At 69.9% G+C, this 13,350-nt stretch carries 13 protein-coding genes; 1 reads left to right on the top strand and 12 read right to left on the bottom strand.

All coding sequences use genetic code 11. The features are described 5' to 3' along the window. The 12 genes from OHT51_RS30035 to OHT51_RS30090 form a co-directional block, all read right to left on the bottom strand. Window positions 1–759, bottom strand: a complete 759-nt coding sequence (locus OHT51_RS30035; RefSeq protein WP_328882035.1) for a hypothetical protein — start codon at window positions 757–759, stop codon at window positions 1–3. 24 nt (window positions 760–783) lie between these two features. Beyond that, window positions 784–1,275: a hypothetical protein gene (locus OHT51_RS30040; protein ID WP_328882036.1), complete on the bottom strand. Its 492-nt coding sequence runs from the start codon at window positions 1,273–1,275 to the stop codon at window positions 784–786. Window positions 1,276–1,292: 17 nt separating this feature from the next. Continuing rightward, entirely contained in the window at window positions 1,293–2,570 is a 1,278-nt protein-coding gene (locus OHT51_RS30045; RefSeq protein ID WP_328882037.1) for an MlaD family protein, read from the bottom strand. Beyond that, window positions 2,567–3,880 carry an MCE family protein gene (locus tag OHT51_RS30050; protein ID WP_328882038.1) on the bottom strand — a complete coding sequence of 438 codons (1,314 nt, stop codon included), beginning with the start codon at window positions 3,878–3,880 and terminating at the stop codon, window positions 2,567–2,569. The genes OHT51_RS30045 and OHT51_RS30050 overlap by 4 nt, the downstream gene beginning before the upstream one ends. Next, entirely contained in the window at window positions 3,877–4,983 is a 1,107-nt protein-coding gene (locus OHT51_RS30055) for an MCE family protein (protein WP_328884489.1), read from the bottom strand. The genes OHT51_RS30050 and OHT51_RS30055 overlap by 4 nt, the downstream gene beginning before the upstream one ends. A 26-nt stretch (window positions 4,984–5,009) precedes the next feature. Next, window positions 5,010–6,176: an MCE family protein gene (locus OHT51_RS30060; protein WP_328882039.1), complete on the bottom strand. Its 1,167-nt coding sequence runs from the start codon at window positions 6,174–6,176 to the stop codon at window positions 5,010–5,012. After that, window positions 6,173–7,225: an MCE family protein gene (locus OHT51_RS30065; protein ID WP_328882040.1), complete on the bottom strand. Its 1,053-nt coding sequence runs from the start codon at window positions 7,223–7,225 to the stop codon at window positions 6,173–6,175. Before OHT51_RS30065 ends, OHT51_RS30060 begins: the two co-directional genes overlap by 4 nt. After that, window positions 7,222–8,472, bottom strand: a complete 1,251-nt coding sequence (locus OHT51_RS30070; RefSeq protein WP_328882041.1) for an MCE family protein — start codon at window positions 8,470–8,472, stop codon at window positions 7,222–7,224. Before OHT51_RS30070 ends, OHT51_RS30065 begins: the two co-directional genes overlap by 4 nt. Before the next feature lie 17 nt (window positions 8,473–8,489). Further along, complete coding sequence (locus tag OHT51_RS30075) at window positions 8,490–9,305, bottom strand: MlaE family ABC transporter permease (RefSeq protein ID WP_328882042.1); 816 nt, start codon at window positions 9,303–9,305, stop codon at window positions 8,490–8,492. 13 nt (window positions 9,306–9,318) lie between these two features. Continuing rightward, window positions 9,319–10,089 carry an MlaE family ABC transporter permease gene (locus OHT51_RS30080; RefSeq protein WP_328882043.1) on the bottom strand — a complete coding sequence of 257 codons (771 nt, stop codon included), beginning with the start codon at window positions 10,087–10,089 and terminating at the stop codon, window positions 9,319–9,321. Continuing rightward, a complete protein-coding gene (locus tag OHT51_RS30085; RefSeq protein WP_328882044.1) occupies window positions 10,086–11,033 on the bottom strand; it encodes an ABC transporter ATP-binding protein in 948 nt (315 codons plus the stop codon). The genes OHT51_RS30080 and OHT51_RS30085 overlap by 4 nt, the downstream gene beginning before the upstream one ends. Before the next feature lie 143 nt (window positions 11,034–11,176). Beyond that, window positions 11,177–12,175, bottom strand: coding sequence for an RNA polymerase sigma factor (locus OHT51_RS30090; RefSeq protein WP_328882045.1), 999 nt, complete (start codon window positions 12,173–12,175; stop codon window positions 11,177–11,179). A 380-nt stretch (window positions 12,176–12,555) separates the two neighbouring features. On the opposite strand from OHT51_RS30090, the gene OHT51_RS30095 reads away from it, so the two are divergent. Beyond that, window positions 12,556–13,278 carry a response regulator transcription factor gene (locus OHT51_RS30095; RefSeq protein WP_328882046.1) on the top strand — a complete coding sequence of 241 codons (723 nt, stop codon included), beginning with the start codon at window positions 12,556–12,558 and terminating at the stop codon, window positions 13,276–13,278. The last annotated feature ends 72 nt before the right edge of the window (window positions 13,279–13,350 follow it).

Consider the following 13,350-nt stretch of genomic DNA (forward strand, 5'->3'; position numbering starts at 1 on the left):
TCAGAGCGCGTCCACCGCGCTCACCTTCCACCCGTCCGCCGTGCGCGTCATCGTCATCCGCACCCGGTTCAAATCCACCCGAGCCCCCGAAACCTGCGTGCTCTCGGTGACCTGGTTGACGAAGAGCAGCACCACGACCCTGTCCGGGGAGGCCGAGACGATGGAGGCGGACGGGGCGCCGGTGGTGGGGGCGGCGACCGTTGCCTTCACGACGCCCCGGTACTTCTTGGCCGTCGGGCCGACCACGGTCTTCGTGGTCTTGCCGTACTCGTCGCGGAAGTCGCCGGTCAGGTGCGTGCGGGCCGCCGCGAAGTCCTTGTCCAAGCGGCGGTAGTCGTACGACAGGACGACCGGTGCCGCCTTCCGTGCCGCCGTCAGGGCTTGGGCCCGGGCGCTTTCCGTCTGGCGGCCGTCCCAGTACTGCCATCCCAGTGCCGCGACCGCCACCAGGCCTGCTACCAGTAGGGCGCCGAGCACCGCGGTGAGCAGCCGGCGGCGACGATGGGGCTGCCCCTCGTCCTCCGGCGCGTTCTCCTCGAAATCCTCGAATTTCTCGAACTCCTCCAGCGACGGCTCGGGCGGGTCCTCCCAGCCGTTCTTCGGGGCCTCGATGAGTACGGTGCGTCCTGCGACGGTGGGCTCCGGGGCCGCCGGTTCGCGGTGACCGCGTTCCGCTCGCTTGGCCGCGGCACGGGCGGCCGCCGTCATAGTGCGCCGGGTGCCGGAACCGGGGGCGCGGCCGGTGGTCGTCTTCGACATGGTCGTACTCCTCGTTGGTGCTTGTCAGCCGACGAACTCGACGTCGGACGTCAGCCAGCGGCCGTCCCGGTGGACCAGGTCCAGTTGCAGGCGATACGTGCGCGCCTCTCCCTGGGGCGCAGCCGTATTGGTCACCTTGCTGTCGGCGACCACCAGGACACGGGCCGAGTTCTCGTCGGAGCGGACGATGCCCGCCTCCAGGACCTGGCCCTCGGACACGGACTTGTTCGTCGCGACGAGATGCGTCAGTTGCTCTGTCTGTGCCGCGAACTGTTTCTTGAAGTCGCCCGTCGCGCCTGCCAGGACGTTCGCGCTGTCCCGGTCGTAGTGCCGGTAGTCGAGGGAAGTGAAGTTCAGCGCTGACTGGCGGGCCGCGGCCAGGAGGGCCTGGCGGTGCTGGTCCGCCTCGCGTTGTGCGTAGAGGCCGAGGGCCAGCCAGATCGTCAGGGCGGTGACCACGACCGTTGCCGTCGCCAACGCCACCGACATCGCCCGCCCTGACGCTGTCCTGCCCATGCCGTTCAGTGCCCTTCTCATGCCATCGGGCCAACTAGCAGCCATTGCCACGACTCCTTTCCGAACGCGGCCTGCTGGCCGCCCGTCGAGCCGACCTCGACGGTTCTTCCGTCCGGGCCGGTGGTGGTGCCGGTCTCCGGGTCGTACGGGGTGACGTAGGCCGCCTGGTCGGCGCCGCCGTACGCGGCCGACGCGTCGGGGGCGTTCTGGGCGCCCCGTACGGACGACTCGCTGCCCCGCGGCAGCGTGCAACGGGCGTCCGTGTTCGCCTCGCGGGTGCTGGTGTCCGCCGGGTCTCGGCGCGCCGTGCCGTAGCCCTGGGTGCAGGCCGGCGGATCGTCGGCGTTCACCACCAGGCCGAAGTGGGTGGTGCCGTCGCCGGGTACGACCGTGTGGCTGCCCGCCACCATCACCGGGAAGGTGACCAGGGCCTGTTCCACGCCGGGCAGGCGCGCCAGCGTCACCTGGCCGCCGCTGATCAGGTTCGCCAGCAGGATCGAGAGCTTCGGCGACACCGACTTCAGCAGCGAGTTCACCTCCTGCGCCGCCGGCCTCGCGTTGCCGATCAGTCTGCGCAGGTCCCCGTCGCTCGCCTTCAACTGCGCCGTGAGCGCCGCCAGATCGCTTGCGAACGACTTGATCGACGAGCCCTGGTCGGCCTGTGTCTTCAGTACCTTCCGTGAGTCCTCGATGAGCGCGATCGTTTCCGGCAGCGCCTCCGACGCCGCCTCCACCAGCTCGTTGCCCGAGTCCACCAGACGGCTGAGGTTCGGGCCCGTCCCTGCGAACGCCTTGCCCAACTCGTCGACCGTGACCCGCAGATCATCCTTGCCCACCGAGTTCACCAGGCGGTCCAGGCTGAGGATCAGGTCCGTCGTCGGCAGCGGCACGCGTGTGCTCTCGCGCGGGATCGTGCTGCCGTCGAGCAGATACGGGCCCTGAGCGGTGCGGGGTTGCAGGTCCACGTACTGCTCGCCCACCGCCGAGCGGTTCGCCACCACGGCGAATGTGTTCGCCGGGATGCGCGGTGCCCCGTCCTCGATGTCCAAGGCGACCGAGACGCCGTCGGCACCCGTCAGGTGCAGCGCGCCCACCCTCCCCACCGGCACCCCGCGATACGTCACCTCGGCGCCGGGGAAAATGCCCCCGGACTCGGCGAAGTCCGCCTGGACCGTGTAGCCGCGGTCCAGGACCTCGTCCACCAGCCCCGTGTACTCGGCGCCGACGTACGACACCCCCACGGCGGTGATGGTGGTGAAGGCGAGCAGCTGGGCCTTGACCGTACGTGTGATCACGGCTGGACTCCCTTCAGCATCAGCTCGGCCAGTGCGAGGTTGATCCCCTTCGGCCAGTCGCCCCCGGTGCCGTAACTGCCGTAACTGCTGGTGCACACCGGCGGGCACAGCGGGTCGCCACCGCCGTCGGAAGGGGCCGAGGGGGACGACGGCACGCGCGGTGTGCTCGGGAGCGCGGTGGGTGTCGGGACGGTCGGCAGGCTCGGGAGATCCGGTACGTCCGGGAGGTCCGGGGTCTCGGGGAGCTTGGGTCCCTGGGGTGCCCCGTCGCCATCCCGACTGCCGCCCGGCTTCTCCGTCAAGTTGCCGTAGATCCCCGCCAGGTCGATGTCCGCCGTGATGTGCAGGTTGACGTAGTCCCCCTTGATGGCGTCCACTGCGTTGCGCGGGAACGGGTAAGTCGTCAGCAGCTCGAGCGAGTTGGGCAGGTCGTCACCCGCCTTGTTGAGCTGTCGCAGGATCGGGCGGAGCTGCTTCAGGTTGGCGACCGTGTCGTCGTGCGAGGCGTTGACCACCTTGGTGCCCGTTCGGCCCAGCTTCGACAGCGCCGTGAGCATCCTCGTCAGATCCCGCCGCTGGTCGGCCAGCACCTTCAGGGCCGGAGGCATCGTGTCGACCGCCTCGGCGATGGTCTTCTTCTCCTTGCCGAGGCGCTTGGCGAGTCGGTCCACGGCCTTCAGCGCCCGGACGATGTCGCCCTTCTGCTTGTCCAGGCCGCCCAGGAACGTGTTCAGTTCCTTCAGTAGCGACTTGACCCGGTTCTCCCGTCCCTCCAGCGCCTTGTTCAGCTCCACGGTGATCGTCTTGAGCTGCGCCACTCCACCGCCGTTGAGCAGTGCCGACAGGGCGGACAGCACCTCCTCGATCTCCGGATTGCGGCCGCTGCGGGACAGGGGGATCGCGTCGCCGTCGCCGAGGCGTCCGACCGGTGTGGTGTTCGTCGGCCTGGACAGTGCCACGTACTTCTCGCCGAGCACGCTGGTCTGCCGCAGCTCCGCGATCGCGTTGGCGGGCAGCTTGACCGAGTCGGCGACCCGGAGGCGTGCGCGCGCGTGCCAGCCGTCCAGCTCCACCTTCTCCACCGCGCCCACGGTGACGTTGTTGACCTTCACCGCCGACTGCGGTACCAGGTCGAGGACGTCACGGAACTCGACGGTGACGTGGTACGCGTTGCCGTCCGAGGCCGCTCCGCCGGGCAGCTGGACGTCGTACCAGCCGTTGAACTCGCAGCCGGAGAGGAGCAGCGAGCCGACGGCCGCCCAGGCCGCCATCCCGCCCTTGCGCAGCACGCTCACGCGCAGCACGCTCATGCACTCGCCTCCAGGATTCCGCCCAGGGTGCGGTCGACCGTGCCCGTGACCGCCGCGCCGCCCTGCGGCACCACGGGCAGGGAGTCGAAGAGCTCCTCCAACTCCCCGCAGTCCGGGTTCTTTCCGCCCTCGTCCCCCGTCGTCCTGAGCACCGAGCACAGCAGCGAAGCCGGATCCTGCGCCTGATCGGCGTTGTTGCGGGTGTCGAGGGTGCCGGCCGACGGGTTGTAGGCGTTGTTGAGGTTCGACATGCCGGTCGGGGCCACCTCCAACAGCTCCTCCAGCGCGGCCCGTTGGGTGACGAGCACCTTGGTCACCTTGCTCAGACCCTCCACGTTCGCGGTCAGCGATTTCTTGTTCCTCTTCACGAAGCCGGACACGTCGCCCAGTGCCGTCCCGAGGTTCTGCAGCGCAGCCGCCAAGTCCTTGCGTTCGCCCGCGAGTTGGGCGGCGACCTTCGCCAGGCTGTTGTTGAACGACCGCACGCTCTTGTCGTCGGCCGCCAGCGCCGCCGTGAAGACATGGAGGTTGCGGATCGTGCCGAACAGGTCCGTGCGGCCGTCGGACAGGGTCGTGACGGCCTTCGAGAGGTCCTCGACCGTCTGGTGGAGGTTCTTGCCCTGGCCGTCGAGGTTGTCCGCGCTCACCCCCAGCAGCCGCGACAGGGAGCCGTCCTTGTTGGCGCCCTCGGGGCCGAGCGCCTCGGCCGTGGTGTGCAGGCTGTCGAAGACACGGTCCAGCTCGACCGGTACGGCTGTGCGCGACTCGGGGATCTCGTCCCCGTCCCGCAGCACCGGACCGCCCCGGTACACCGGCAGCAGCTGCACGTAACGGTCGCTGACCACCGACGAGTTGATGATCGCCGCCTGGGCCTCGGCCGGGACCTTGCGATCCGCCTCGTACTCCACCTCCACCCGCACCCGGCCGCCCTCCGGCGTGATCTCCTTGACCTCGCCGATCCGTACGCCCAGGACGCGGACGTCCGAGCCGGGGTAGATGCCGACCGTGCGCGGGAAGTACGCCGTCACGCGGACCGGCTCGGGACGCGGCCACAGGACGTACGTGAGCGCGGCGATCAGGGACAGTGCGGTGAGCAGGGCCAGTCGCTGTCTCACCCTGACAGGGACGTTCACTGCGCCCCTCCCGTCCGCGGCACCACCGGAGCCGCCACCAGGTTCTGGACGTAGGAGTCGAACCAGCGGCCGTTGCCGAGGGTGTTGGTGAAGAGCCGTACGTAGGGCGCCAGGAGCTTGATGCTCCGGTCCAGGCTGGATTGGTTCCGTTCGAGCATCGTCACCACTCGGTTCAGGCCCTTGAGCGCGGGCCCGATCTCCTTGTCGTTGTCCTGGACCAGGCCGGAGAGCTGGATGCCGAGCGCGGCGGAGCTCTTCAGCAGTCTGTGGATCGCCTCGCGCCGCTTGCTGATCTCCTTGAACAGCTTGTCGCCGTCCTTCACCAGGGCGGTGAAGTCGTCGGATCGGTCGGCCAGCACGCCCGTGACGCCGTTCGCGCGGTCGAGCAGCTCGCGCAGCGCCTTGTCGCGGGAGGCCACCGTCCGGGAGATCTGTGACAGGCCCTTGAGGGATGCCCGCACCTCGGAGGGGGAGTCCTCGAAGGTCGTCGAGATGGTGTCAAGGGCCTTCGCCACGCGGTCGGTGTCGACCTTCTCCGATGTCGTGGTGAGGTCGCTGAATGCCTGTACGACGTCGTACGCGGGGATCGTGCGCTTCAGCGGTATCTCGCTGCCGGGCGCCAACCGGCCTCCGCCCTTGGGGTGCAGTGCGAGGTACTTCGCGCCGAGGATCGTCTTGACCCGGATCGACGCGCCGGTCTCCGTCCCGAAGCCCGGCTCGCCCTTGATCTTGAAGGTGACCTTGACGTGGTCGCCGTCCAGGTCGACCTCCTCGACCTTGCCGACCTTGACCCCGGCGACCCGCACCTCGTCACCGGGCTTGAGCCCGCCCGCTTCGGCGAAGGCCGCGCTGTACGTCTCGCCGTCGCCGATCACCGGCAGGCGGTCGGCGTTGAACGCGGCCACGGCCAGCAGGGCGAGGGTGGTGAGGCCGACGGCTCCGATGGCGACGGGGTTGCGCTCGCGGAACGGGGTGAGGCGCGGGCGACGGATTCGTATCGTCGGCAGCTTGGGCCGCTCGACGCGCACTTTGATCAGCGGCTGAGGGCGCGGGCGGGGCTTCCGGCGCGGCACGAGCCGTACCTTCGGCAGACGTATCCTCGGCAGCCGCGGCGGCTCCACCCGCACCTTGAACAGCGGCTCGGGACCTTGCTTACGGTTCATGCCCCGCACCTCGCCCTCGCCACATGCAGATCAGGCGTGAGCACCTGCTGTGACGCCGACTTCGTCTTCGGCAGTACGATCCGCCCGTCGAAGTCGCACAGGTAGAAGTTGAACCACGAGCCGTAGGACGCCGTCCCGGTCAGCTCGTTGAGCTTGTTCGGCAGCCGCTTCAGGACGCCCTCCACGGTCTTGTCGTTGTCGTTCAGCGTTCCGGTGAGCTCGGTCAGCTCGGCGATGTCGTCCTTCAGCGGCGGACGCGCGTCCTTCAGCAGCCCCGAGGTGGCCTCGGTCAGATCGCCGATGTTCACCAGCGACTGCCCGATGGGCTTGCGGTCGGCGGACAGGCCCGAGACGACCCGTCGCAGCTGCTTGAGCAGGCCGGAGAAGCGGGTGCCGCGTTTGTCGAGCGTCTTCAGCACGGTGTTGAGGTTGTCGATCACCGAGCCGATCAGCTGGTCGCGGCCGGCCAGCGTCGAGGTGAGCGACGCCGTGTGCACCAGCAGGCTGTTGACGGTGCCGCCCTCGCCCTGGAGGGTCTTGATGATCTCGGTGGCGAGCTGGTTGACGTCCTTCGGGCTCAGCGCGGCGAACAGCGGCTTGAAGCCGTTCAGCAGGGCGTTGAGGTCCAACGCCGGTTGTGTGCGCGACAGCGGGATCGTCGCGCCGGGCCGCAGCAGCCGGGTGCCGTCGCCCGTGCCCTCGGTCAGCGCGACGTACCGCTGCCCGACCAGGTTGCGGTACCGGATGACCGCGCCCGTGCTGGTGAGCAGCGGCCGGTCCTGGCCGACCGTGAAGGTGACCTCGGCCAGTGTCCGGTCCTTGATCCGGATGCCCTCGACCTCGCCGACCCGCACCCCGGCCACGCGGATGTCGTCGCCCTCCTCCAGGCCGGTGACGTCGCTGAACACCGCGCGATAGCGATGCTCCGGGGTGAAGGAGATGTTCACGATGGTGGCGGCGAGGAGGGCCGTCGCCAGGATGGTCACCAGCGCGAAGACGCTGAACTTGATGAGAGGAGCAGCGGTCTGCCGCGCGCCTGTGGTCCTCACGCCACACTCACCGCCGTCCCGCGCGCCAACGGCCCGAACAGCAGCGTCGCGACCGGCGGCACCGCGTCGGCGGGTACCCCCAGCGCTGGCGCAACGAGCGAGCCGACGGCCCGCTGCTCGGCTCGCGTGGCAGACACGCCGAGCGGGCCGCCCGAGGAGGAACCCTCCGACTTCGAGCCGTCATCGAGGTGGGCCCCGGGAGCCGGTACCGGCGGACTCGGCAGATCACGGCAGTCGGGCCCCGACCGCTCGCCGTAACGCGGCTCCTCGCCCGGTTCGTAGGCCCCCTGCGGCCGTACGGCCTCCAGCGTGATGTGCATCGTGCCGCCCCGGAACGCCTCCTCCGAGGCCTTCTCCTGCCGGACCAGACCGGCCAGCAGACACGGGTACTCGGGGGAGTAGCGGGCGAACAGCTCCAGCGTCGGGCGGGAGACCTGGCCGAGGGTGATGAGCCGGTCGCCGTTCGCGTCGAGGAAGTCCTGCGCCGTGCCCGCGACGGTCGCCGTGGTCTGCAATGCCGCTGCCAGCCGGTCCTTCTGCTCGACGATCGTGCGGCTGGTGGTGACGGTGTTGCGCAGGATCTCCATCAGGTCGGGCGCCGCGTCGCCGTATATCTCGGCGACCTCGGCGAAGCGGGCGATGTCCTCGGTGAGGGACGGCAGATGGGGGTTGAGGCGGCGCAGGTAGGCCTCCAGGCGTGTGAGGTTGTCGCCGATCCGGTCGCCGCGGCCTTCGAGGGCGGTTGCGAACGCGGAGAGGGTGGCGTTGAGCTTGCCGGGCTGGACGGTTCGCAGCAGGGGCAGCAGGTCGTTCATGAGCTGCTGCACTTCGATGCCGACCCGGGTGCGGTCCTGGGTGATGACGTCACCGGCCCGGATCGGGCGGGCGGCGGAGCCGGCGGGCGGCACCAGGTCGACGTACTTCTCGCCGAACAGGGTCTTGGGCAGCAGCCGTGCGTGGACATCGGACGGGATGTACTCGACGTGCTCCGGCTTGAGCGCGATGTCGAGCGTCGCCTTCGTCCCGTCGGCCCGCACCTCGCGCACCTCGCCGACCAGCAGCCCGCGCAGCTTGACGTCGGCGCGCGGATCGAGCTGGTTGCCGAGGCTGTCGGCCTCCAAGGTGATCCGGACGACCGGCGTGAACACCTGCCGGTAGACGGCCACGGACAACGACAGCAGCAAGGCGAGTACGGCGAGGAAGACGACGCCGTACAACCTCAGCCTCAGCACTCTCGGCACCCTCATCGGGCGGCTCACCCGGCTCACCCCGCTATCCGCACGGTCGTGTTGGCGCCCCAGATCGCCAGCGACAGGAAGAAGTCAAGAACGTTGATCGCCACGATCGAGGTCCGCACCGCATGGCCCACCGCCACGCCGACGCCCGCCGGGCCGCCGCTCGCGTAGTAGCCGTAGAAGCAGTGGACCAGGATGATCAGCACGGCGAAGACGAGCACCTTCCCGAAGGACCACAGCACGTCGACCGGGGGCAGGTACTGCTGGAAGTAGTGGTCGTAGGTGCCGGCCGACTGCCCGTAGTAGCCGGTGGTGATGGTGCGGGCGGCGAGGTACGAGGACAGCAGGCCGACCACGTACAGCGGGATCACCGCGACGAACCCGGCGATCATCCTCGTCGTCACCAGGAACGGCAGCGAGGGCACGCCCATCACTTCGAGCGCGTCGGTCTCCTCGCTGATCCGCATCGCGCCCAGCTGGGCGGTGAACCCGGCGCCGACGGTCGCGGACAGGGCGAGCCCGGCCACCAGCGGGGCGATCTCCCGGGTGTTGAAGTACGCGGAGAGGAACGCCACGAAGTTGGAGGTGCCGAGTTGGTTGAGGGCCGCGTAGCCCTGGAGGCCGACCTCCGTGCCGGTGAAGAAGGACAGGAAGGCGATCACGCCGACCGTGCCGCCCACCACCGCCAGCGCGCCCCGGCCGAAGCTCACCTCGGCCAGCAGCCGGAGGATCTCCTTCTTGTAGCGGCGCAGGGTGCGGCCGGTCCACACCAACGAGCGTCCGTAGAAGGAGAGTTGGGTGCCCAGCGCTTCGAGGGAGCGCAGGGGGCGGTTGAGAAGTCTCATCGGTTAACTCCTCTCAGCCCCTCTGCGGGACGACCTGGAAGTACACGGCGGTCATCACGAAGTTGGTCACGAACAGCAACATGAAGGTGATCACCACCGACTGGTTCACCGCGTCGCCCACGCCCTTCGGGCCGCCCTTCGCGGTGAGTCCCTTGTACGAGGCGACGATCGCCGCGATCGCGCCGAAGACGAGTGCCTTGATCTCGGCCGCCCACAGGTCGGAGAGCTGGGCGAGGGTGGTGAAGGAGGCGAGGTAGGCGCCCGGGGTGCCGTTCTGGAGGACGACGTTGAAGAAGTAGCCGCCCGCGACGCCGACCACCGACACCAGGCCGTTGAGCAGCACGGCCACGACCATCGACGCCAGCACGCGGGGGACGACCAGGCGGTGGATGGGGTCGATGCCGAGAACCTGCATCGCGTCGATCTCGTCCCGGATCTTCCGGGCACCCAGGTCCGCGCAAATCGCCGTGCCGCCCGCGCCCGCGATGAGCAGCGCGGTGACGATCGGCGAGGCCTCCCGCAGCACGGCCAGCACGGAGGCGGCCCCCGAGAAGGACTGGGCGCCGAGCTGCCGGGTCAGGCTGCCGATCTGCAGCGCGATGACCGCGCCGAAGGGGATGGAGACCAGGGCCGTCGGCAGGATCGTCACGCTCGCGACGAACCACGCCTGCTGGATGAACTCCCGTGCCTGGAAGGGCCGTCGAGGCACAGTCCGGACGACGTCCAGCGCCATCGCGAACAGGCTGCCCGAGTGCCGCAGCGCTCCGATCGGTGAAAGGCTCATGCGCCGACCACCGTCTTCTGGTGCAGCGCGGCCTCGCGCCGGGCGATGGCCTCCCAGCGGGGTGGCCGGGGGATATCCGGCCCCGGCAGCAGGCGGGGAGTCATGGCCTGACTGCCGGGAGACTGTGTGCCCTTGCCGTCGTCGCCGAGCGCGGCCAGCTCCTGCTCGACCTGGGCGGCGTCCTTCTCCTCCGCCATGCCGATGGGGCCCTGCATGCGGCCGTTCAGGAACTGCCGTACGACGGGCTCGTCGCTGGTCAGCAGATCCTCGCGCGGCCCGAACATCACCAGTTCGCGGCGGAACAGCAGCCCGATGTTGTCCGGCACCTGGCGGGCGGAGGCGATGTCGTGCGTGACGATCAGGAAGGTCGCGTCGATCTGGGCGTTGAGGTCGACGATGAGCTGGTTGAGATAGGCCACGCGAACCGGGTCGAGGCCCGAGTCGGGCTCGTCGAAGAGGATGATCTCCGGGTCGAGCACCAGGGCCCGGGCCAGTCCCGCCCTCTTCCGCATCCCGCCGGAGATCTCGCCGGGCAGCTTCCCCTCGGCGCCGATCAGCCCGACCATGTCCATCTTCTCCAGCACGATCCGCCGGATCTCGCTCTCGGACTTACGGGTGTGCTCGCGCAAGGGGAAGGCGATGTTGTCGTACAGGTTCATCGAGCCGAACAGCGCGCCGTCCTGGAACAGCACGCCGAAGAGCTTGCGCACCTCGTACAGGTCGTGCTCGCGGAGCCGCGTGATGTCCCGGCCCTGGATCGTGATCGAGCCACGCTCCGGCTTCAGCAGTCCGACGAGCGTCTTGAGAAACACCGACTTGCCCGTGCCCGAGGGGCCGAGCATGACCGAGACCTCCCCGGCGGGCAGCGTCAGTGAGACGTCCTGCCAGATGACCTGGTGACCGAAGGACTTGGTCAGCCCTTCCACACAGATCTCGACACCCATCCGGTCCACCCTTCGGCCCCTGGAGCAGCTCTGACATCTGCTCTACGGGGAGGGGCGGGGCGTCCGTCGCTCGGGTGGTGGATTTTTTTCGAGCGGGATTCGGGGCGGGGTGTTCGGGTGGATCTACGACTGTCCGGCCGGAGTTACGGCTGAGGCGGCGCCGTGGGGAGAGGGAGCGACGCGGACGGCGCGGCGGAGGGCTCGACCGGCAGGTCAGGGGTCTCGGGCAGTTCCGGGGACTGGGGCAGTTCCGGCACCTCGGGCACACGTGGCACCTCAGGCGCGGGCAGCACTGGCAGCGGGGTCACCGAGACCTTCGGCACCGCCACTTCCGGCAGCGACGGCACGGACAGCGGCCGGAACGATTCCGCCGACGGCGACCCGGCCGCCTCCGGTTCGGCCGCCGAGGCCGTGGGCCGGTTCCCCTGAGGAGCCCTGCCCCCAGTGCTGCTGTCCGGCCGCAACGCCTCCAGACCCGGCGAAGCAACCGTGGCCCGCGGACCCGTTACGCCCTCACCGTCGCCCCCGTCGAGCGTGTACGGCAGCACGAACCCCGCCACCGCCAGCGTCGCCGCCGTCGAAGCCGCCGTCACGGCCTGCACCTTGCCGCCGCCGCGCGGCCGCCCCCACCCGATCAGGAACAGCGCGTACCCGAGCGTCGCGGCCAGCGACTGCCGCAGCGTCCGCCGAGCCCGGGCCAGCAGCGATTCGACGGTCCGGTAACTCAGCCCCATGCGGACGGCGACCTGGCCTACGTCGAGGTCCTCCGACTTCAGCCGCAGCGCCTCGGCCTGCCGAGCGGGCAGCTCACCACTGCGGACCGCCAGCCACTTCGCCTCGGCCCGGTCGCACACCGCTTCCTCGACGGGCACCGGGCCGGGGGCGATGAGGGTCGGGCTGGTGCGCACCTCGGCCTCCCGGTTCACCTGCCGGTAGCGGTCGACGCACAGGCGCATCGTGACCGTCGTCAGCCATGCGGCGAGCCTCTCGTCGTCCAGGTCGGGACGCTCGGCGGCCCGCAGCATCGCCTCGTGCACCGCGTCTTCGGCGTCCTCCGCGCTCATCGACCTGCGCCGGGCCACCCTGAGCAGCTGCTCACGGTGGTTCCACATGCGCTGCCAACGGTCGTCGGCGGCGCGCATCTCCGCAGGTGTCCCTGCGGTTATGTTCGCAGGCGTGTCCGTCGCCATGAGGGCCCCTTCGCTCTCACCTCACCGGTCTCGTGCCGTCCGGCGGGGGGGCGACATTACCGCCGAGTATCCGCGGTTGTGGAGGGGGCGGCGGTCATCGAGTCCGCGCTGTTACTGGTCAGCGGGCCGTCGCCGGACAGGGGGTCGTCGCCGGAGAGCCGCGTGTCGACGAGGCCCCCCGGGCCGCCCACATCCCGCCGGCCGACACGGCGGCCTCGCTCGTCGTGGGCGACGCGCGGATCCGGCTCGTCGCCACGCCCTGGACGTGAGACGCCCGACGCGGCCTGTTCGGCACTTACTTGCCTCAGGCAACCCGCAGGTAGAGTGGCCGTATGCCGAAGCCGCCGTCGACCGACGCGGTACCGGCGATACCGGATGTCCTGCTCGTCGTCGGCGACCCCCGTACGTCCGAGCCGCTCGCGGCGATGCTGGAGCTCGCCGGTCACCGGACCGTCGTGGTGGACCGTGCCACCGAGGCCCACGTTCTGCTCACCGAAGGCTGCTTCGGTCTGGTCATCCTCGATGTGACCCTGCCCGACACCGAGGCGCTCAGGGACAGCCGCCGCCTCCTCGCCCCCGATCGCCCCGCGGTCCTGCTGCTCACCGGAGCGGGCGAGTTCCTGGGCAGCATGCCCGGGGGCGGCCCCGGCGCGGCGGACGGACAGCCTGGCGGGGGACCAGGCCGAGTGGCCGAAGTCCTGGCTCGGGCACGGCAGTTGGTGCACCGCGAGGAGCCGGCCCGCTGGGACGGCGCCCTGCGCCACGGCGACCTCGTACTCGACGACGCCACCCGCCGAGCCCGCCGCGGTGAGCGCACCATCGAGCTCACGCCCGCCGAGTACCGGCTGCTGCGCTGCCTGCTCGTGAACGCCGAGCGCGTGTTGTCCAAGGAGCAGATCGGCCGGCATGTCTGGGACGACCCGCCGACCGACGGTGCGGTCGAGCGGCTCGTGTCGCGGCTGCGGCGCAAGGTGAACGGGGAGCGGGAGCAGATCGCGCTGATCCACACCCGGCGCGGCTTCGGCTACTGGCTGGGCCGGTCCGTACAGCCGTAAGGCTGCCCGTGGTGTGCTCTGGGTCACATGGATCAAGTGTCCGGGATATGTCTGGGACCTGTCAGCCCAGTT

The organism is Streptomyces sp. NBC_00299 (assembly GCF_036173045.1).
Lineage (GTDB): Bacteria > Actinomycetota > Actinomycetes > Streptomycetales > Streptomycetaceae > Streptomyces > Streptomyces machairae.